Annotated in this window: 15 protein-coding genes; 12 read left to right on the top strand and 3 right to left on the bottom strand. The window is 46.0% G+C overall.

What is annotated here, in order from left to right:
* Window positions 1-106: 106 nt before the first annotated feature.
* The 6 genes from QUA10_RS08970 to QUA10_RS08945 all read left to right on the top strand — a co-directional run bounded on the left by QUA10_RS08970 (window position 107) and on the right by QUA10_RS08945 (window position 9,186).
* Window positions 107-1,558: a methyl-accepting chemotaxis protein gene (locus QUA10_RS08970; RefSeq protein ID WP_333082405.1), complete on the top strand. Its 1,452-nt coding sequence runs from the start codon at window positions 107-109 to the stop codon at window positions 1,556-1,558.
* 616 nt (window positions 1,559-2,174) lie between these two features.
* Complete coding sequence (locus QUA10_RS08965; protein WP_333082406.1) at window positions 2,175-3,767, top strand: hypothetical protein; 1,593 nt, start codon at window positions 2,175-2,177, stop codon at window positions 3,765-3,767.
* A gap of 366 nt (window positions 3,768-4,133) precedes the next feature.
* Window positions 4,134-4,499, top strand: coding sequence for a hypothetical protein (locus QUA10_RS08960; RefSeq protein ID WP_333082408.1), 366 nt, complete (start codon window positions 4,134-4,136; stop codon window positions 4,497-4,499).
* Window positions 4,500-4,759: 260 nt separating this feature from the next.
* Window positions 4,760-6,352, top strand: a complete 1,593-nt coding sequence (locus QUA10_RS08955; RefSeq protein WP_333082409.1) for a M36 family metallopeptidase — start codon at window positions 4,760-4,762, stop codon at window positions 6,350-6,352.
* Window positions 6,353-6,405: 53 nt separating this feature from the next.
* Window positions 6,406-6,984 carry a hypothetical protein gene (locus QUA10_RS08950; protein ID WP_333082410.1) on the top strand — a complete coding sequence of 193 codons (579 nt, stop codon included), beginning with the start codon at window positions 6,406-6,408 and terminating at the stop codon, window positions 6,982-6,984.
* A 255-nt stretch (window positions 6,985-7,239) separates the two neighbouring features.
* Complete coding sequence (locus tag QUA10_RS08945) at window positions 7,240-9,186, top strand: alpha-amylase family glycosyl hydrolase (protein ID WP_333082411.1); 1,947 nt, start codon at window positions 7,240-7,242, stop codon at window positions 9,184-9,186.
* A gap of 294 nt (window positions 9,187-9,480) precedes the next feature.
* Here the strand turns inward: QUA10_RS08945 and QUA10_RS08940 are convergent, their stop codons facing one another.
* Window positions 9,481-11,073 (bottom strand): DGQHR domain-containing protein, encoded by a 1,593-nt coding sequence (locus tag QUA10_RS08940; RefSeq protein ID WP_333082412.1) that lies wholly within the window; start codon window positions 11,071-11,073, stop codon window positions 9,481-9,483.
* 230 nt (window positions 11,074-11,303) lie between these two features.
* Here QUA10_RS08940 and dndB point away from each other — a divergent pair, with 230 nt between their 5' ends.
* Window positions 11,304-12,440 carry a DNA sulfur modification protein DndB gene (gene dndB, locus QUA10_RS08935; RefSeq protein WP_333082413.1) on the top strand — a complete coding sequence of 379 codons (1,137 nt, stop codon included), beginning with the start codon at window positions 11,304-11,306 and terminating at the stop codon, window positions 12,438-12,440.
* 31 nt (window positions 12,441-12,471) lie between these two features.
* Here dndB and QUA10_RS08930 read toward each other — a convergent pair whose 3' ends face one another.
* A complete protein-coding gene (locus QUA10_RS08930) occupies window positions 12,472-13,083 on the bottom strand; it encodes a hypothetical protein (protein WP_333082414.1) in 612 nt (203 codons plus the stop codon).
* A gap of 218 nt (window positions 13,084-13,301) precedes the next feature.
* Here QUA10_RS08930 and QUA10_RS08925 point away from each other — a divergent pair, with 218 nt between their 5' ends.
* The 5 genes from QUA10_RS08925 (at window position 13,302) to dndE (ending at window position 19,114) form a co-directional block, all read left to right on the top strand.
* Window positions 13,302-14,270, top strand: coding sequence for an HNH endonuclease (locus tag QUA10_RS08925; protein WP_333082415.1), 969 nt, complete (start codon window positions 13,302-13,304; stop codon window positions 14,268-14,270).
* Window positions 14,271-14,292: 22 nt separating this feature from the next.
* On the top strand, window positions 14,293-16,008 hold the full coding sequence (gene dndC / locus QUA10_RS08920; protein ID WP_333082461.1) for a DNA phosphorothioation system sulfurtransferase DndC: 1,716 nt from the start codon (window positions 14,293-14,295) through the stop codon (window positions 16,006-16,008).
* Window positions 16,009-16,133: 125 nt separating this feature from the next.
* On the top strand, window positions 16,134-18,131 hold the full coding sequence (dndD, locus tag QUA10_RS08915) for a DNA sulfur modification protein DndD (protein ID WP_333082416.1): 1,998 nt from the start codon (window positions 16,134-16,136) through the stop codon (window positions 18,129-18,131).
* A 110-nt stretch (window positions 18,132-18,241) separates the two neighbouring features.
* Window positions 18,242-18,631 carry a GxxExxY protein gene (locus QUA10_RS08910; protein WP_333082417.1) on the top strand — a complete coding sequence of 130 codons (390 nt, stop codon included), beginning with the start codon at window positions 18,242-18,244 and terminating at the stop codon, window positions 18,629-18,631.
* A gap of 81 nt (window positions 18,632-18,712) precedes the next feature.
* A complete protein-coding gene (gene dndE / locus QUA10_RS08905) occupies window positions 18,713-19,114 on the top strand; it encodes a DNA sulfur modification protein DndE (protein ID WP_015179042.1) in 402 nt (133 codons plus the stop codon).
* On the opposite strand, the gene thiD is transcribed toward dndE, so the two are convergent.
* Window positions 19,111-19,950, bottom strand: coding sequence for a bifunctional hydroxymethylpyrimidine kinase/phosphomethylpyrimidine kinase (gene thiD / locus QUA10_RS08900; RefSeq protein WP_333082418.1), 840 nt, complete (start codon window positions 19,948-19,950; stop codon window positions 19,111-19,113). The two genes, dndE and thiD, sit on opposite strands and share 4 nt — an antisense overlap.
* Window positions 19,951-19,962 lie beyond the last annotated feature (12 nt).

The following is a 19,962-nucleotide window of genomic DNA, read 5'->3' as shown; positions in this document are numbered from 1 at the left end:
TTGAGATGAAGAAGTTGAGTAGGTGGCGATTAATGGCGCCACCCGCCATCGATCATTTCCTACCGAAGTGTAGCTATTGATTGAAGTCAAATTTTGGATCAAATCTATGTTGAACAGCTTTAAACTCAGAGGAAAAATGCTACTTGGCTACTCAGTGCCAGTAGGATTAATCGCAGGACTAGCGATCGGTGTCTATAGTACATCGCAAACAGTTAGTAAAAACTTTGAGGAAGCATTGCAAGCAGTACAAGCTGCTAGGATGTCAGACTACATTGAATTGAGAGTGTCAGAAATTGCCCGACAGTCAAGGGGTTATGCTCTGACCCTTGACAAAGAAGCGCTCGATCGCTACGAAGCGGGTGTCAAGAAGCTGAAGGAAACTGAAGATCAAGCCTCAGATCTGACTCACAACCTCAGCAATGAACAAAAAGAACGGATGACCAAGATGATTGAATTTTCAACCCAGTATGACAAGAGCGCCCGCAATCTGATTGAAGCGGCCAAAGCTGGTAACCGTAAATTGGTAATGGACACAGCAGAGCAGGGTGCAGAAAATCTCAAGGCTTTCGAGGCTGTTATGACGGAGTTTGACACTCAGCAAGCTAAGCTAGTCAAGCAGTCGGAAACTAACACCAAAAATGCGCTCGGTGTGTTGGTCATGATGTCGGTATTGGGTGCTGTTGCTTCTTTAGTTATTGCGTTGGTGGTGGCATACTTGATATCCACGGCGATCGCCAATACCCTCAACCAAACTGCCGGCGAAATTGCTAGCTCCTCGGCACAAATCGTCAGTGCGGTCGAAGAGCAAGAACGCACCGTCTCGCAACAAGCTAGCTCAGTGAATGAAACCTCGACCACGATGGACGAACTCGGCGCATCTTCGCGCCAATCGGCGGAACAGGCTGAAGTCTCTGCTTCAGGGGCACGTCACGCCCTCTCGCTGACTGAAGGCGGTACAAAAGCGGTGCGCCAAACTCTTGATGAGATGACTACCCTTAAGGACAAAGTGGGGGCGATCGCCCAACAAATTTTGCGCCTGAGCGAACAAACCAACCAGATTGGCAATATTTCGGGCTTGGTGGGTGACTTAGCTAATCAAACCAATATGCTCGCCGTGAGTGCCGCCGTAGAAGCCGCCCGTGCTGGCGATCATGGCAAAGGCTTTGCGGTAGTTGCTCGAGAAATTCGCAAACTTGCTGACGAAAGTAAGAAGTCTGCGGTCAAGATCAACAGTCTGGTATCGGAAATCCAAACGGCGATCGACTCCACCGTGATAGTTACCGATGAAGGCAACAAGACAGTGAATGAAGGCTTGTCCCTTGCCCATAGCATGGCAGAGGCATTCACAGGTGTGTCTAACTCAATCAACAAAGTTTTCATCAGCAGTCAACAGATTTCGCTGAATGCCAAACAACAAGCAGTTGCGATTAATCAAGTGGTCGAAGCGATGAATGCGATTAATCACGGTGCGCGGGAGACGGCTTCGGGTGTATCGCAAATCAAAGTCAGCACGCACCAACTCAATTCTGCTGCTCAAAAGCTGCAAGCAGTTGTTTGATCCTCCACCCTTCAGCATCTCCGTTCTCAAGGGGGACTTAACGAATTCAATCCCCCTTTTTCATGGCTGGTAGCGACTGTTCGCAAAAACTTAGCTAAATATTCCTAAAATTACTCAGACGACTGATCATCCGTCTCATTCCCGATCAAATCGGGAAGCAATATTTCTTGCTACGGGAAGAACAACAACCGCAATCCTTCTCTATTGCTGCTTGGGAATTCCTAAGACTCACCAAACGCGAGGCCCCGGTGTTGTTTTGGATTGCCAAAAATAATAGCAATGCCGGAATATAGCATTTCTCAGTTGAGTTAAGTACAGATGTCCGATTGAAAACTGCTATAGCTAAAGTGCTGGGTTGCTGTGAAGAAACAGTGCGAAAACATTTGGATAATCTTTACAAAAAACTATACAAACTCGAACGGGTGCGGTGATGGTTGCCAAGAGAAAAGTTGGGGCTACTCAAATGGTAATTTGTTGCAATATCTTCATAATCCTATACGCTGATCGTCGTATTGTTTCTCAAGTTTATTTGGAGGAGTATGAAAGCAAAGGCTATTCAATGAAATCTGCATTTTTGAATGGACAAAATGAAGACAATATTTGAGAAGGAGTAAAAATGACAACTGTAACTAGTCATTGGGCCACAACACCGATCTCGCTATCTGGCAGTTTCTCTCCAGGAGAATGGACAGACGCTGGTGTCATGCCAATGCCCAATGGAGTAATTCTGCTCAAGAATGATGCTACATTTCTTTATCTGGCTCTAGACCTGATCGGTGACACTGGTAATTCACCCGGGGTAGATGACTATTTCTGGTTAAGCTTCGATGTTGACCGGAGCACCAGCATTACACCAAATTTTGATGTGAATTATGGGATTTATCCGTCCCTACCCATCAAAATTGCAAGACAATACTATCTGGGACCAGGAAGCTGGACAGGCATTCTCGGTACGCCCACCTCGTCTGTAGTTCGGCAAGGATTTGGACCCTCTCCGAATTCGGCGACCCCTCACCGAATTTGGGAGATGCGGATTGCGTTATCGGAAATTGGGATCGCTGGATTGGGAGGTATGACGCTACCCTACGTGCGTTTTGGGCTAAGGGTCGCCTCAACGTCGCCTTCGTTTGTGACCGATTTTCCACCAGCGTTCTTTACAAACTTTGCATCCCTGCACCAGATCTATTTAGCTACGGGTCCAGATGCGATCTATCCGCCGGGGATGGCTGGACCTGTCATCGGTGGCGTGGGTCTGATTCCCGCTACCACTATCAGTGGCGGACGAGCCACCACGACAGCCCCCTATGTGCCGACGGTAACGAACGCAGCTTTTGGCGGAACGCTCAACTTTATCTATAATCGTCCCAACATACTAGCTTTGTGGGGGGCTGGGGCAAGGAAATATCGCATTCTCCATCGATTTGGCAGTAGTGGCAGTTTTGTACCGCTACGCCGGACATGGGCAAACTATCGGTGGACTGGCAGCACTTACGTGCTGGATTCTTTTGGTCCCGATAGCAATGATTGCTATGGATTGCAGAATCCATCGTTGGACTATTCTACGAAGGATCTGCTATTCCAATTGAACTCGGCAGGTGGCTCGGGCGATGCACCACTACCCACTGGGGTGCATGAGTTCCAGGTGGAATTTCAAAATGCTGTAGGTGCTGTCATCATTTCACCACCCCAAACACTGCAACTCTACATTGATAACGCCATGCCGGAGTTGCAGATCTATGGCATCACCTATAAAGGGGCGTCAGTTGCGCCCTGTTCCATCATCGACATTACAGAAACACCCGATCCTGTACGTGTGCGCTTCCGTGCCTACGATCCGGAGGGGAATCTCCTTTTCTTTGGACTACAGGCATACTATGGAGGGCCAGGGACTCCGCCAATTAACCTATTGCCGTCTGGTATGGGTTCCTATCCAGGTGGAAACTGGCAGGGCGTGGCTGACCAATGGATTGATTGTCCGGTTAGTCCAACGAAATTTCCGCCTGTCACCTGTGCTTATCAAATACGGCTCAGTGCTTATCCGCGGACAACTAACGGATATGGCTATATTGGCTATAAAGAAGTCACAACCCATGTGACTTTTCGGAGAGCAGGGGTCGCACCGTTTAGTGTTAGTCAACCCCTAGAGGTTCCATTGGGATTCCAGTACGATCCTGAAAATCTTTATGTAGTTGGCATCGATCGTGCATGAACATTAAGAGCAGTTGCTCCAGAAACTCGTTGTCATGTAATCGACACGATATGGAATTAATACAAAGTGTTAGTTTGCTTGAAGGTTCACTCTAGAGTGGAAGGTCATGCGATCGCTGTTTTGATGGCAAGCTGCGATCGCACATCTTGAATATGTGAAAAGAGCGATCGACAGGATGCAACTTGAGTTGAAATTCCACTGACCGGATTTAACTTTGCTAGAGGGCTACTTAAACGATAGTTTGTTGCAATTTCGTCATAATCCTATACGCGGATCGTCGTATTGTTTCCCAAGTTTATTTTGCTGAGAATTAGATCGAAGGCTACGTCTAGTAAGTAGTGAAGCAATATTTACGGAGGATTCATCATGAACGAGTTGATGGACAGCAGTGCTCTTCTTCCCGAAGTTACTGAGAAAGTGCATTTGGTGACACCGAAAGGCGTAACCGCAGGCGCAATCGGACAGCAACACTACGGATACGTTTTCGCAGGCAGTCGCCCTGGTGATTTCATCTTGAAAGTGACTGGCTGGAACTTCACCACGCCAACCCCGCAGATTGTACAGTGCCAGCCTCGCCAAGCTGACAATCTCGATCGCGGGTGGCCCGATCAATTTGGGATTCAGGTGATCGAAACCGGGCGTGATTTTGTGCGGATTCGCATCCGTAGATTGGACTCAAACGGCAGCGGATGGGGACAAAATCTTCGGATTGACATGGTGGTTATTGAATAGCTACCGAAGTTGGGTAAGCTGAGGCGCATCTAAATTTTACAGTCAAGTTTGAGCAAATTCTGGTGTGGGTTCCGCCTTTTTTGACCTCGAATTCCTAGGCTCCGGCCACTTCAAGCGCTAATGTACTTGGTTGGTCATTCGAGATGCGAGGTCAAACCCCAAAAATACAATTTAGATGCGGGACAGCTTAGTACCATGCACCCTTTTTAGAAATCTGATTTTCAAGAATTCATTGCATCAATTGACAAGGAGAAAAACTTATGTTTCATAAAGAGTCTAGCCTTAGTCATCCTGCCAACCGAAATCGTGTTGATGCCTTCGTCTCTGGTGTAGCCGCTGAGTCAGTTGCGGTTGCTTCGGCCCAGAGGAAAACATTTCTGGCGCAGCGATCGGGATCTTCCTTAGTGGTGAACACCATGACCGGCAATCCTGCTTACTTAGAAGGAAAATTGTCCATGACAATCACAGGCACTGCCGCTGACGCCAGCCGTTCCTTCCTGATGGAAAACCCTGGTATTTTAGGACTGAGCGCAGAAGATGCTGAAGAACTGACTGAAGTTGATTCCTTTGAGTGGGGCGGGCTGAAATTCATTCGTCGCCAGCAAAATCACCAGGGATTACCCGTCTTTGGTGCCAGCGTTTTGGTAGGTGTAGATGACAAAAATCAAGTTCGGATAGTGACGAGTGGTCTGCGATCTCAAATTTCTGTCAAACCGGGCGAGACAGCTATCTCCCTAAAACAAGCTCGCCAGATTGCCCGAAAAGATCTCGGTGAAGCGGTTGAGTTGAGGGGTAGCATTACCCATAAAACCGTCCTCTATCCGACCCAACAGGGTCATGTGCGAGTCTATCACTTAACTGTTCCGGCAGAAACCCCCCTCGGTGACTGGGAATACTTTATTGATGTCCAGAATGGAGAAATTGTAGACAGCTACAACTCGATGAAATTTCACTCATTTTACTTTGCACCTCGGGCGCGAATTTACTCTGAAAATCCCGAGGAAACGCCCCTAACAACTGTGATGCTGCGCGATGTCAAATCTCCTTACAACAAGTTAGATGGTCGGTATTGTAAGGTGATTAATGAGGATGCGCCCGGCGCAGTGGTAGGCAGCAATTACCGATTTGACTTTCCTCCTGAAGATACGCACTTTGATGAATGCCAAGTCTACTATGCTGTGGAGAAAGTCTATCAATACTTCTTGGACCTGGGATTCCGAGGGTTTACTGTCAATAACCCCTATGGCAAAGTTAACAGTGGACAACTCGCTGCTAACGTCCATACCGGAACAAAATACGATAATGCTTATTACTCTTCCAGTACGGGGCAAATCTACTTCGGAGATGGCAGTTATCCCGGCAATCCCGGTGGACTTCGCGACCTAGCCAAGGAATTTGATGTAGTTGCTCACGAGTTCACCCATGCCGTGATTGATGAATATCACCCTGCTATGTTTGGAAGTGAAGGAGCTGCACTGCACGAAGGTTACGCTGATTATTTCGCTTGCTCTTTATTGAATGATCCTGACTTAGGGGAGTATGTCGTACCTGCTCCTGAAAAAGCGGGGATGATTCGCAACTGCGATAATGATTTGAAATATTCCGAAACATCAACAGAGTCCCATGACCGTGGTCAAGCTTGGGCCGGGGCCTGCTGGCACTTGAGAAAAAAACTCGGACAAGAAGTGGCAGACTTCCTGATCTTTGGGAGTATGCTGGTTCTAGGAACAACTTCACCGACCTTCAAGTATGCCAAGGATATGCTACTCGCGGTTGACCAATCCTGGTGTGGTGGAGAATACAAAGCAACGATCCAGCGGATCTTTGAAACTGAACGAGGCATCCCTGTTTAGTAGTTTGCTTGGTCTATGTCAACTAGAAGAATAGTCTAATTAGGACTGGGGGTATGGTGAAACCATGCCCCAGAGATAGGTTTTTTGCTATGGAGAAGCCTTTTTACCAAAAACTCATTCCAGTCACCATTCTGGTATCACTTCTAGCGTTTATGACTGCTATGGCGATGAGTACACCTCGTAACAATCCTTTCCTCACGGAAGATGGTTACCCGATCGCAGAGTTAGAGTTTCGAGATGGACAGATGGGCTTTGTGGGGATTTCTGGCATAACTTGGACAATTCTCCCTAATGGGACTTGTCAGGCTAGTCGTTTTATCAACGATACAGTGTCATCTCCCCATCAAAGATGCCAATTAGAGCAACAGGATTTAGTAATGCTTGCGAATATTCTGTCCGATCAGGATTTTGCCGACCTACCCTCTGAGATCCCATCTGAACCTACCCTCAACCCCCACCGGCTCACTATTCGCCTGGGGGAGAAATCATCAACATTGGTATTGCCAACAGGTCAAAGTATTGAGAATGTTCTGACAACACTGCATAATCAACCGGAAACTCCTCGATCGAGATTCCTAACTATTGCACAGGCGATCGATCAACTTGTACGGCAGCATTGCGGGGACAATTAGTCTACTGCTAAGTAAGTGCGATCGCCATCTTCTAGCAAGATGGGTTGAGGGCCCTCAACCCATCATCCCAAACTGATCGCCACAACAAAAAATCTGGGTTTCACAGAAGTTTAACTCAGTCCACACAAGATCGGGCGATCGCCTGAGTCCAGTCCATTCTTGACAGAGTGCGATCGCCGATCGCCCCACATTAACAAAAAAAACATAACTTCAGAAGACCGAGCAAAGCTATTCACCAATCTTGAGATAATTCCTATGACATTTACCGATCAAAATCTCACTAAAAAGCGCCCAGATAGTTTAAAAGACTTTTCTTTACCCCGACGTGAGAGTTACTTTCCATCCTCTCCCGATTGGAGAAATGAAGTCCTCTATTTTCTCTTACCCGATCGCTTTAGCGATGGTCAGGAGGACACACGCCCTCTACTTAATCGGCAGCAACTCAATCAGGCCCGACCTAATCTGCCGAACGGACAGTCTTGGCAATTTGACAAGTGGGCAGAATCCGGAGGCGATCGCTGGCAGGGTGGGACGCTCAAAGGATTAGAGTCAAAGCTGGATTATCTCAACCAACTAGGCGTGACGACGATCTGGGTAGGGCCAATCTTTCAGCAACGGGGTCACTTGGATAGCTATCACGGTTACGGAATTCAAGATTTTCTAGAGGTCGATCCTCGCTTTGGGACTCGCCAAGATTTGGTCAGTCTGGTCAATAAAGCGCACTCCAAGGGGCTACGCATTATCCTTGATATCATTTTTAACCATTCAGGATCTAACTGGTTTTATGCTCCTGGTACCCCTGGGGGAGAATGGGAACCACCCTATACACCTGCTTGGTATCAGTTTGGGTCGTGGGTAGGCGATCGCGGACAACCCATTGCGGGGCAACCTCAAACCGAGGCGGAAGGAGTCTGGCCGATCGAACTCCAGGAACCAGATTGCTATACTCGTGCCGGAAAGGGCGATTTAGGGCGGGGGGAACTCGACGATCCCAATGCCGAATTCCGGCGATCTGATTTCATTACGCTGCGCGATTTCCAGTTGGACTATCCACATCTGTTAGATTACTTAGCCCGGTGTTATAAATACTGGATCGCCCTGACAGACTGCGATGGCTTTCGGATTGATACGCTTAAGCACGTTACCTACGAGCAAGCCCGAAATTTCTGCGGGACGATTAAGGAGTTTGCGGCCAATCTGGGTAAGAGTGACTTCTTTTTGGTAGGAGAAATAGCAGGCGGAGACTATAACGAAGACCGTTATCTGGATGTAGTAGGGCAAAACTTAAATGCTGCGTTGGATATCGGCGAGATGCGGGGAAATCTTAACCAGGTTGCCAAAGGGCTGATGGACCCAAGAGCCTACTTTAACGGGTTCGATCCAGGGAACGCTGTAATGGGGTCGCACCGGAATCTCGGGCGGCGTCATGTTTCAATTTTGGACGATCACGATCATGTATTTGGTGAAAAAATCCGCTTTTCCAGCGAAGCTGCATCGGATCATCAGGTGATTGCGGGAGTGGCATTGCAACTCTTCACGTTGGGGATTCCCTGCATTTACGCGGGAACCGAGCAGGCATTGGCGGGGCCAGAACCGTCTGAACGCAAGTGGTTGCCCGACTGGAAGAGATCCGATCGCTATTTGCGGGAAGCCATGTTTGGCCCCTCGCATCCCCGGCAATCTGGAGTAGCAGGACTACAAGCCTTGGATGAAAACTTACCCGGCTTTGGGCCGTTTGGGACAGCGGGTGCTCACTGTTTCGATCCGAATCACCCTGTCTATGTTCGGATTGCGGCAATGGCGGCACTCCGCAAAAAGTTCCCTGTGCTGCGCTTGGGACGGCAGTATTTGCGACCAACCGCGATTCCCTTCTTGAACTTGCCCTTTGGCGATCATGGACGGAGTGGAGAAATTATTGGTTGGTCACGGGTTTTAGACGATGAGGAAGCGGTTTGTGTGCTAAACAGTCATGGAACGGATAATCGAGGAGCGAGAGTGCTCGTGGATGCCAATCTCAACCCGATCGGCAGTTCAATGACGGTAATTCTGAATACGGCCCAAGTAGGGAATCCGGGTTACACGGGTCCTCATCAGGTGGGATCAACGCTGTCAGTGCAGCGACAAGATGGGATTGCTTATGTCGAAATTCAACCGATTCCAGCATCCGAATTGTTGATTTTGACGAATCATCCTGAAAGTTAAGTTGAGGTAGTGCGATCGCCCGAATCAACCAGTGGGTGACATTACCTTGAGCAAATCAACTTTGCCACGCCGTGCGATCGCATATCTGGAATGGGCGAAACGAGCGATCGAGTCAGTGCAGTTTCAACTCCACTGACTCGATTAACTTTGCAACGCCGTGCGATCGCAAATCTAGAGTACGAGAAAAACAATAAATTGGCGCAGGTATGTGCAGTCGATCGCCTGATCGTGAAAAAACATCTGCCTGCATCGTGGCACGGGCGTCCCGCCTGTAGTTCCGAAGCGGTGACAAAATCAACTCAGCACCGGCGGCAATCCTACCTCTTGCGGCTGCACAAATCTGCCGTTAAAACTAATAGCTTTATCCTCAAAAGTTCTCGCTTCCGCTACCGCTTGTCGCAAATGAGCTCTATCCATATCGTCCTGAATTCCCCCTACCAAATATACAATTAACTTCGTCGCTAAATCCTTTCCCGAAACTAGCATTCGCTTTTTGTTCGGATCGTACAAAATCCCGTACCACGGAGACTCAGGATTGTCCATGTGGCTAAATCCTTCATCGACATCGAATCTGCGGAGTTTGTCGAAAATAGATTTCAGGGAAAGTTTCTTCCTAAATACTAGAATTCCCAAAGCATTAGCTAAAGCAACTTGACCGACTGGACGGAACAAAATATTTCCCTCACCCCCTGGCTTTTCAAAACTAAATCGGCGCAATTCAGCCGTTTCTTCGCCGCTTTCAATTCTTTGATAGCTGGGTAAAGTTGCTAAATGATCGAACAATTTTTTAAACTCTTCAATTCCCTCTTTTAGTTCTTCATCTTCGGGACGCATGGGAATTAAACCTTTTCGTTCCGGCTTCCAATGAGGGAATTTGTATTCTAAATACCGTTCGGACATATCTTGCAGTGCTTGCAATGTGGTTAACACAGTTGATTTTGCTGCGACTGTGGCGCTGTCCCAATTGACGCGGGGGTTTCTGTCATCTTGTTCTTTTAATAAGGGATGGGTGACGGCAATTTTTCGGGCTGCGATCGCAAATCCGTTGTCCTCGTTCAATAATGCTAGCTGGCCCTGACTCAGCGTTACGGCCATTAGGTTAACGTGCACAAAGATTGATCGCACTCGCCGTTGTGCTTGCTGTCGCGTTTCCCCCGCTACCGCCGCCGGGATAAACTCAATTCCGATTTTTTCGTGAGCTAATTTATACACTGTTTCGGGGTCGATTTGATACTCTTCTGCTAAATCTTCCAGAGTAATTGCAGCGCCGACAGGTTTTTTATTTTTGTTGTATCTTTGCAGGATTCCGGTTTTAATTAAACTCATTAAACCTTGAACTCCCATCAGCCGATGCTGGCCGTCTAAGGCAAAAATCGAGAGTTCTTTAGAAACATTCAAAAGCCCTAAGTTTTCGTTTTTATCAAAGGATGTAAATTCAGTCGCGGATTTGGTTGCTACGCCACTTTTATCCCATTCCTCGGCTAATGGATTATCTACCCACGGGGGACTGACGACTACTAAAACTGCGGGGAATTTGTGCGATTTTCTGGCTGCTAAGTATTGAGTGAGGGCGGCTTGGCGCGACCAATCTAAGGGACGCTGAATAACTTCGTCAATCGTTTCGTTGTCGCGGACGATGTTGTTGGTTTGGAGGTCGAATTTTTGGCGGAAAAGGGGCATTTGTGAGGCGAAACGGACGCGAGAGTCTAACCATTCTAGGGTGACTGAACCGATGTATGCTTCGCTGTTTCCCATCTGGGTTTTTTGTACGAAAATGCGATCGTCCTTTCCTAAATAATTATCTAATAAAAGTGCGATTTCCTGTCTGTCGCTATTTTCTTTTTCTAAAATTTTACTAGCGAGGTCATCCGCTGGGTGGGTAGTCATCGGCGGTTTTTATATAATTAGGCTATTTTTTCAAAAAATATCATATGTTCAAGTTTATGTCAACACTTGTTTTTAAAAAAACATTGTGAAATACTTAAATTAAGCCCAAATAGCCCACGTACATACCATAAAATTTGAAAAAAGTCAATAGCTATTAATGCCCAATACCCAATGCCCAATGCCCAATGCCCCATGCCCCATGCCCCATTCCCAATGCCCCATTCTAAAATATGTCTACTCCTTCTTTTGAATACATTTTGCCGGTGATCCGGGGAATTCAAGCGGGGCGCGAATATTACGTGTCGATGTGTCCGGTGCGTTTTTTGCCGAAATTGTTTCCCTTTGAATCTGAAGATTTGCCGCCGTCTATGCGGGCGAAACGCGCGCTTAACAAAGCTAGGATTCCCGAAATTGCTGATTATTTTGTTAAGAATCCTACAAATTATACTTGTGGGGCAATTGCTGCTTCGATTGATGCGGATATTACTTTTGAAGCAGTGGGAAATGAGGCAGAAGAACGGAAAATTGGTCGCTTGCGGGTGCCGATGGATGCTAAGTTTACTATTAATGACGGACAGCATCGGCGCGCGGCTTTTGATATGGCTTTGAGGGAAAATCCGCAGTTGGGATATGAGACGGTGGCGCTGATTTTGTTTCTCGATATTGGGTTGGAAAAGTCGCAGCAGATGTTTGCTGATTTGAATAATTTTCAAGTTCCTTTGGAGGCGTCGCTAAGTCTACTTTACAACCACCGGGACGATCGCGCTTTTGTCGTGAAGGCGGTTGTTAAGCAGGTTGAGGTTTTCCGGTGTTTGACTGAGATGGAGAGGGGGAGTTTGAACGGGCGATCGCACAAATTGTTTACGCTGAGTGCGATCGATCGTGCTATCATGGCTTTGCTGTCTAATATTCACCGCAGCGAACAGCCAAAACCCTCTGGTTATCGCACCAAAAAAGAACAGAAAGAGGAAGAACTTGCTCAAAAAATACAACTGGCGGTTAGTTATTGGAATGCGGTTTGCAATTTTATTCCAGATTGGCAATTAGTTCTGCACAAGCAAGTTGCGGCCGGGGAAATGCGCCGGGATTGCGTGCACTGTCACAGTGTTGTGCTTGAGAGTTTGGGGGAAGTTGGGGCGGCTTTGCGATCGGTTTTTCCTGAGAGTTGGGAGGAACATTTGAGCTTTTTGCGGCAGGTTGATTGGTCGATTTCTAATCCTGATTGGGAGGGAGGGATTTTGTTGAAAGGGGGGATTTCGCGATCGAGGGCGAGTGTTAGTTGGATGACTGATTATTTGAAAAAGCGGTTGGGTTTGGAAACCGCAGATACAGCACAAGCGGGACGCCCGTGCCACCTGCCTTTGTAATTGCAGCGCCCAAATGCCGCCAAAAACTAGGCTAATTAAAATAGCGTCTGAATGGTTCTGCAAGAATGCCCAATATTTGGTCTAGCTGAGTAATGAAATATTCAGTTAAATCAATTTTTAACAACTGATTTTCTAAAATTAGGAATTTCCAGTTTGTACCCGTTGAAACTGCTCCATAAATTGCGGATTGTTCTTGGCCTTTGCGGGCATTAAATATTTGAGCTGCTGCCATCTGAGCCGCACACTGTCCCAATCCTATTCTAATATCGTTGTCTTTGGCTTCCACTAATGTCAAGAGTGGGGCTGTAACTAATGATTGATTACTGGACGCACTGAGGAGAAAGTCACAAGCTCCGATTAATCCTTTGCTCTCTTCTACGTTAAATATGTTGCCGGAAAAATAGCCAATTTTGTTGTTGAAAGTGCGCCGTATTTCGAGTAGAATGGGGGTGATTATTAATTCCGATCGAGCTTTTTCGGTGCTGATACTTGAGGCTAAGTCTAAAGCTTCGTCTAGAGTTTCTTTGAGGCGTTCTGAAGGTGCGCGGGGGCTAATTTTGCTGAATAAGTGGGGAATGTCTTCAACGGTTAGATCCAGGGTTGAGACGGCTTGGTCGATGGTTTTGAAGTCGCTGTAGGACATATTTGATTTGGGGGGTGAGAGATGATTTTTTTAACCGCAGATGCACGCGGACAGTGATATAATTATCTCCTGTCTAGGCTATAAAATTACTTTTTAGTCTGCTGACACTGCTTAAATTGTCTAGTTTATGGGTTATGGTTTTGCCTGCGGTTAACTTTTTGTTGGCAAGAGTGTAAAATTTCAGGTCGGATTTTATTTAATCCTAGCGGGAGGAGAAAATGACTACAGGAGAAGAGTCCGAAAATAAGAATTTAGCATACTATCGCCAACGTTTTGCAGCTCTTAATGTAAATAACACACGCCAACGTGGCCAAGCTAATCATAAGCCAATATTACTATTGTCAATCATCGATCTAATTGCTCAAGGAATAATTAGGGAAAATCGAATTTATGTTTCGGATGCCTTGGTTAAAACATTTAACAAGTATTGGGAAATTTTAGGTTCTGACTCTCACAATCGTGGTTTGTACTATCCATTTTGGCATTTGGAAGGTGATGGATTCTGGCATAAAACCTTGAAATCGGGATTTAACGGTTCAAAGCCTAAAACAACTAACAAGCTAAGAGAAGCTGTAGAATACGGTAGTTGGGATAATGAATTATTCGATTTACTCCAAGACCAAAATTCTAGAGCGGAATTAATAGATACACTGATTGCTAAATGGTTTTCATCAAATAGAGACGATATTGGAGAGATTTTGCAGGTCAATCAAGAGTTTGAAAATGTTAGTCACACAGAAAGAGAAATGTCGGCTACAGCCGAAGTTTCTGACGGAGAACCGAGATTTTGTTTAACAAAATCTGCTGTTAGAAATGCTTTTTTCAGGAAAGCAGTAGTACATACATATGATTACAAGTGTGCATTTTGTCGATTGAAAGTTATCAGAAATCTAACTCAAAATATTGTAGATGGCTCACATATTAAGCCATTTTCAAAGTTTTATGATAATCAAATTAATAATGGGATATCATTGTGCAAAAATCATCATTGGGCTTTTGACCAGGGTTGGTTTGCTATAGATGATAATTACAGAATTATCGTCGCTAATGACTTAGAAGAGGAATCCCCCAATGCCAGATGTATGAAAGATTTTCATAGTGAAACTATTCTCCTGCCCACTTCCGACCAAGATTTACCAAGACTTGAATCGCTAGAATGGCATCGGCGGAATGTATTTAGAGCTTAATAAAGTAACTGAGGTTGAAGACATGACAGAAACAATGCTACCACTTTTTCCACCCCGTACCGTTAGGGACTTAGTGGAAGAAATAAAAAAATTAAGTCAAGAAATTAGAGATTTATATTGTTTAGATGATCTACCTTGGGTTTTAGGATATTCCGGTGGGAAAGACAGCACTGCGGTAGTGCAGCTTATCTGGTATGCAATAGCAGAATTACCACCTGAAAAAAGGACGAAAAAAATTTATGTAATTACCACAGATACACTGGTAGAGAACCCGATAGTTTCTACTTGGGTACGTCAGTCATTAAAACAGATGAAGTCTGCGGCTATAAAGCAGCAGCTCCCAATAGAGCCTCATATGCTTTATCCAGATGTCAAAGATACTTTCTGGGTCAACTTGATGGGAAAAGGCTACCCAGCACCGAGACATGGATTTCGCTGGTGTACTGAACGCCTGAAAATTCTTCCTTCTAATCGGTTTGTTCGTGATATGGTGAGAATCAATGGAGAAGTAATTCTTATATTGGGTACTCGCAAAGCTGAAAGCATTAAACGCGCTGTTTCAATGGAGAAACATGAAATAGGTCGCATGAGTGACCGTCTAAATGATAAATCTAGTTCCATTAAATCTCTGCTTTATCAGAGTCCTAGTCTGCCTAATTCCCTAATTTATAGTCCGATTGAAGATTGGCGAACTGATGAAGTTTGGATTTATCTGAATCAGTGGCCTAATCCTTGGGAAAATAGCAACAAAGATTTATTTACCATGTATCGAGGCGCAACAGCAGACAATGAATGTCCTTTAGTTGTCGATACGTCTACACCTAGCTGCGGCAGTTCTCGCTTTGGCTGCTGGGTTTGCACAATGGTAAGCCAAGATAAATCTATGGAGGCAATGATTCAAAACGATGAGGAAAAAGAATGGATGCAGCCTCTTCTCGATATTCGCAACGAATTAGACATTAAAAACGATCGCCCAAAAAGAGACTTCCGACGCATCTACGGTAGAGTAGAACTGTTTGAACGCAACATGGGCGACGACACAACCTCCGTCGAACCCATCCCAGGGCCCTACACCAAATTCTGGCGGGAACACTGGCTGAGACGAGTCTTGGAAGCACAAACCCAAATCCGCAAAACCGCACCCCTAGAAATGCGCGATATCACCTTAATTACCCCAGAAGAACTTAGCGAAATCCGCCGCATTTGGCTGGAAGAAAAACACGAATTTGACGACTCTTTGCCCCGGATTTACGAAGAAGTCACCGGCGAACCTTTTGAAGATTCCCGTCCCGCCGCCGAAAGAAAACTCCTCGGTAGCGACGAATGGGCTGCGATCGAAGAGATTTGCAGCGAGGACAAAATGCACCTCGAATTGATGGCAAAACTCCTGGATACAGAACGTCAATACTACACTAAACCCCGTCGTACAGGCATTTACGGCGATTTGGACAAATGCTTTGAAACCAGTTCGCGATCGAAGGAAGAAGCAATTGGCAACGCCCACTATCAACGCAATTTAAAAAAAGCGGTGGAAGATATTAAAGCAAATCCGACGGAAAACATTCAGCAATTCAAAGATGCGATCGCCCAAACCAACAGTTCCGCAAAAAACGATACGGTTGATATTGCCAAACTTAAAGAAGAACTCGAAAGCAACAGCAATCAAAGCAGACAGCTATCTTGGGCAGACATCAAATATTCTACTCCCGATGTAGGAGAGAAAAATAGCCAAGATTAAATCCGTTAAATCAAAAATTCCCCTGCGTAAGGTGCGTCAGCTATCATTATTCTCGACATAATGGATAGCCCAATCGCTGACGTACCTACCAAACAAATCAGCGACCAACAACATCTACATCTACAATGCAATTCCTCGAACTCGTCCTCAAAAACTTCGGCCCCTATGCAGGCACCCAAACCATCAATCTCCGCCCCGAAAAAGACGGAAATCCCTGCCCAGTCATTTTATTTGGCGGCATGAATGGCGGCGGCAAAACCACCCTTATGGACGCCATTCGCCTCGCCCTCTACGGTGGGCGCGCCCAATGTTCCACCAGAGGCAATTTAAGCTACAGCGACTTTCTCAATCAATGCGTCAACCGCCACACACCCCCATTAGAAGATACCCGCGTCGAACTAACATTTGAACAAGTCCAAGATGACAAATTAGCTCAATTCAAAATAGTTAGATACTGGAAAAAACTAGATATCAAAGACAACCTAAGCATTCTCATATACAGCGAAATTGTCAGCGATTGGTGGTCGGACAAAGCGATTACTAACACTTGGGACGAATACATCGAAACCCTTTTGCCCGTCGGAATATCCAACCTATTTTTGTTTGACGGCGAACAAGTAAAAGAACTCGCCGAACTCGAAACACCGCCAGAGTTTGTCGTCGGGGCGATTAAATCTCTTTTAGGTTTAGAATTAGCAGAACGCCTCGCCGTCGATTTAGAAATATTAGCCGGCCGCAAGCGGAAAGAAATTGCTGGCAAAAAAGACTTGGCTGCTTTAGAGAAAATAGAACAAACTTTTAAGAAAATTAGTGATGAAATAGACTCAGCTAAGCAAGAACAAGCCAGCTTTAAAAACGAGTTAGATAAAGCTCAAAAAAATCAGCAACAAGCATCAGACAAGTTTATTTTTGAAGGCGGGAAAATTGCCGCCGATCGCAGTCAACTAGACAGACAGCTAAACGACTACAGAAATCAGGCAGATAAAACCCGTCAAGCCATGATGGAATTGGCATCAAATACGCTACCACTAGCCCTAATTTCGCCCTTGCTAAGTGAAGCCAAAATTCAAGCAGAAACAGAAACCAGCCAGCAGCAAGCAAAGATTGCCCAAAATGTTATCAAACAAAGAAGCGATCGCCTTCTCAACTACATCGCGGAAATCTCGTTAAATCCCCAACAGCTAGATAAAATTCAAGACTTCATCCGCCAAGAAAACCAAGAACTCGAACAGCAAGCCGGAACAGACTCCCCACCCTGGATGAACGCCGACAACAACAGCATCCAGCAACTAGAAAACCTCCTTAGCTACCAAATCAAAGCCCAGCAAATTCTAGCCCGCGATCAAATAGAAGAAATCAAAAGCATCGAAGCAGAAATCGACTTCACAGACAGACAACTGGCAACCGCAGCTTCCCCCGAAGCCTACGAAAAACTAGAAGAAGAAGTCAGGAAAGCCCAAAAAACAGTCGCTATCGCAGCCGCAGCCTTGGAATCAGCCAACCGCCGCGTCGATGAATTAGAGAAAGAATTAGCCAAAAACCAAAAAGAACTAGAAAACTACAGCAGCGAATACATCACCATCAGAAACAGCCAACACGTCATCGCTTCCATCGCCAAAGCCCAAGCCACCCTGAAACTCTTTAAAGAAAAACTCACCCTCAAAAAACTCAACAAACTCGAAATAGAAATTACCGACTGTTTCCGCTACCTGTTGCACAAAACCGACCTCGTACACAGAGTTGCGATCGACACTCAAACATTTAGCCTCTCCATTTACGATCCAGAAGGCAAACCAGTACCCAAACACCGACTTTCAGCCGGGGAAAAACAATTGCTGGCGATCGCCTTTTTGTGGGGATTAGCGAGAGTATCCGGGAGACAATTGCCAGTGGCGATCGACACTCCCTTGGGCCGCCTCGACTCCTCCCACAGAAACAACCTAGTCGAACGCTATTTCCCCTCGGCCAGCCACCAAGTCATCCTGCTTTCTACCGACACGGAAATTAGAAAAGTAGAATACGAAAAACTCCAAGAATTAGAGGCGATCGCCCACAGCTACCTCCTCAAATACGACTCCGCCAAACACCAAACCACCGTCGAAAAAGGTTACTTCTGGGAATAAACCGCAGATGAGGGCAGATGAACACGGATGAACGCAGATTGGATTGGATGGCATGGGAATTTTTGGTATAGTTTTGGATGTGGGAGGTTTTTAACCGCAGATGAGGGCAGATGAACACGGATGAACGCAGATTGGAATTGAAGGGGATTACGGAAAAAATTATTGGTTGTGCTTTTAAGGTAGGAAATACTTTAGGTTGTGGATTTTTGGAGCAAGTTTATCAGAATTCTTTGGTTTATGAACTTCACAAAACAGGAATGCTGGTTGAACCTCAGTTTGTCATTTATGTCCATTATGAAGATATAATCGTTGGGAAATTCGTACCAGATGTGTTGGTGGAAAGATCCGTGCTTGTAGAACTCAAAGCTATCAAATCACTGGGGGAAAGAGAAATGGCACAGTGTCTAAATGTCATAAAAGCTACAAAACTAACCGTCTGCTTGCTCATCAACTTCGGCAACCCTAAAGTGGAAATTCAACGAATAGTCAATAATTTCTAAACCGCAGATACAATCTCATGCTATTATCTGCGTTCATCCGTGTTCATCTGCCCTCATCGGCGGTAACAAAATTATCAACCTATGGAACCACCAGTCGATCGCATCCGCCTCTCCCAAACAGGCAAAGACCAACTATCAAAACTGAAACGATCGACCAAAATCGATCAGTGGAATATTCTATGCAGGTGGGGATTTTGCCGATCGCTCGCCGAACCCAGCATCCCATCCCCAGTACCAATTCCCAGCGACAGCAACGTCGAATTAAGCTGGGATGTCTTCGGCGGCGACATGGCTGATATCCTGATAATGGCCCTCAAACAGCGGTGTCACCAAGATAATTTAGGCACAGAAAAAGAAACTCTAGCCAAACAGTTTCGCCTGCACTTGCACCGAGGGATTGGTTATTTGGCCGGCGATCCGAATATTAAGAAAATCGAAGACTTGGTGGCGATCGCTCTATCGCCTGAGAAATTAAGAAATTAACTGACTGTTGACTTCTTCCCTCTTCCTTCTTCCTTTAACAGTGGGAAAAAATGACCTACTGGCCCTTGACCTTCCCCAATATCCAAAGCATATTTGAGAGCAGTAGTAACATAATCTTTAGCCAATGTCACCGCTGTCAATAAATCTTTACCTAATGCTAAATTAGCGGCGATCGCAGCGCTCAAAGTACAACCAGTCCCGTGAGTATTCCCAGTATCAACATTTTCAGTCTTCAACACATCCAACCGCGTACCATCAAACCAAACATCAATTCCCCGCAAATCTCCCGCCATCCCTCCGCCTTTCACCAAAACAGCCTTTGCGCCCGATCGATAAATCTGCTGCGCCGCCGATCGCATATCATCAACAGAATTAATCTGCAAACCGCTCAAAATCTGAGCCTCAAACCGATTCGGAGTCACGACAACAGCCACAGGAATCAAAACATCCCGCAAAAATGCGATCGCCCCCTCATCAATCAATCGATCACCCGATCGTGAAACCATCACCGGATCTACAACCAAATTCCCTATTCCCAAAGCCTCAACCTGTGAAGCCACCGCCGCCATAATTTCCCGATTCAGCAGCATCCCAGTCTTCACAGCATCCACCCCAATATCCCCAACTACCGCCTCAATTTGAGCCGCCACAGCCTCAGCAGACAAAGCATCCACCCGCGTCACCCCCAAAGTATTTTGAGCCGTCACACAAGTCAAAGCACTCGTACCGTGCACGCAGTGAAACGCAAAAGTCCGCAAATCCGCCTGAATCCCAGCCCCACCGCCACTATCGGAACCAGCCACAGTCAAAGCCACAGGAATCTTCGATTTAATCATCTTTTTTTAACT

Source organism: Microcoleus sp. Pol8_D6 (assembly GCF_036700965.1).
In the GTDB taxonomy this organism is placed as follows: domain Bacteria; phylum Cyanobacteriota; class Cyanobacteriia; order Cyanobacteriales; family Microcoleaceae; genus Microcoleus.
Note: the sequence above shows the minus strand (reverse complement) of the source record. Positions and strands in the feature narration are given on the sequence as shown.

Excerpts from the sequence above, each read along its gene's own strand:
- QUA10_RS08970 (WP_333082405.1), top strand. The coding sequence starts at position 107 with ATGTTGAACAGCTTTAAACTCAGAGGAAAAATGCTACTTGGCTACTCA.
- QUA10_RS08965 (WP_333082406.1), top strand. The coding sequence starts at position 2,175 with ATGACAACTGTAACTAGTCATTGGGCCACAACACCGATCTCGCTATCT.
- QUA10_RS08960 (WP_333082408.1), top strand. The coding sequence starts at position 4,134 with ATGAACGAGTTGATGGACAGCAGTGCTCTTCTTCCCGAAGTTACTGAG.
- QUA10_RS08955 (WP_333082409.1), top strand. The coding sequence starts at position 4,760 with ATGTTTCATAAAGAGTCTAGCCTTAGTCATCCTGCCAACCGAAATCGT.
- QUA10_RS08950 (WP_333082410.1), top strand. The coding sequence starts at position 6,406 with ATGGTGAAACCATGCCCCAGAGATAGGTTTTTTGCTATGGAGAAGCCT.
- QUA10_RS08945 (WP_333082411.1), top strand. The coding sequence starts at position 7,240 with ATGACATTTACCGATCAAAATCTCACTAAAAAGCGCCCAGATAGTTTA.
- QUA10_RS08940 (WP_333082412.1), bottom strand. The coding sequence starts at position 11,073 with ATGACTACCCACCCAGCGGATGACCTCGCTAGTAAAATTTTAGAAAAA.
- dndB (WP_333082413.1), top strand. The coding sequence starts at position 11,304 with ATGTCTACTCCTTCTTTTGAATACATTTTGCCGGTGATCCGGGGAATT.
- QUA10_RS08930 (WP_333082414.1), bottom strand. The coding sequence starts at position 13,083 with ATGTCCTACAGCGACTTCAAAACCATCGACCAAGCCGTCTCAACCCTG.
- QUA10_RS08925 (WP_333082415.1), top strand. The coding sequence starts at position 13,302 with ATGACTACAGGAGAAGAGTCCGAAAATAAGAATTTAGCATACTATCGC.
- dndC (WP_333082461.1), top strand. The coding sequence starts at position 14,293 with ATGACAGAAACAATGCTACCACTTTTTCCACCCCGTACCGTTAGGGAC.
- dndD (WP_333082416.1), top strand. The coding sequence starts at position 16,134 with ATGCAATTCCTCGAACTCGTCCTCAAAAACTTCGGCCCCTATGCAGGC.
- QUA10_RS08910 (WP_333082417.1), top strand. The coding sequence starts at position 18,242 with ATGAACACGGATGAACGCAGATTGGAATTGAAGGGGATTACGGAAAAA.
- dndE (WP_015179042.1), top strand. The coding sequence starts at position 18,713 with ATGGAACCACCAGTCGATCGCATCCGCCTCTCCCAAACAGGCAAAGAC.
- thiD (WP_333082418.1), bottom strand. The coding sequence starts at position 19,950 with ATGATTAAATCGAAGATTCCTGTGGCTTTGACTGTGGCTGGTTCCGAT.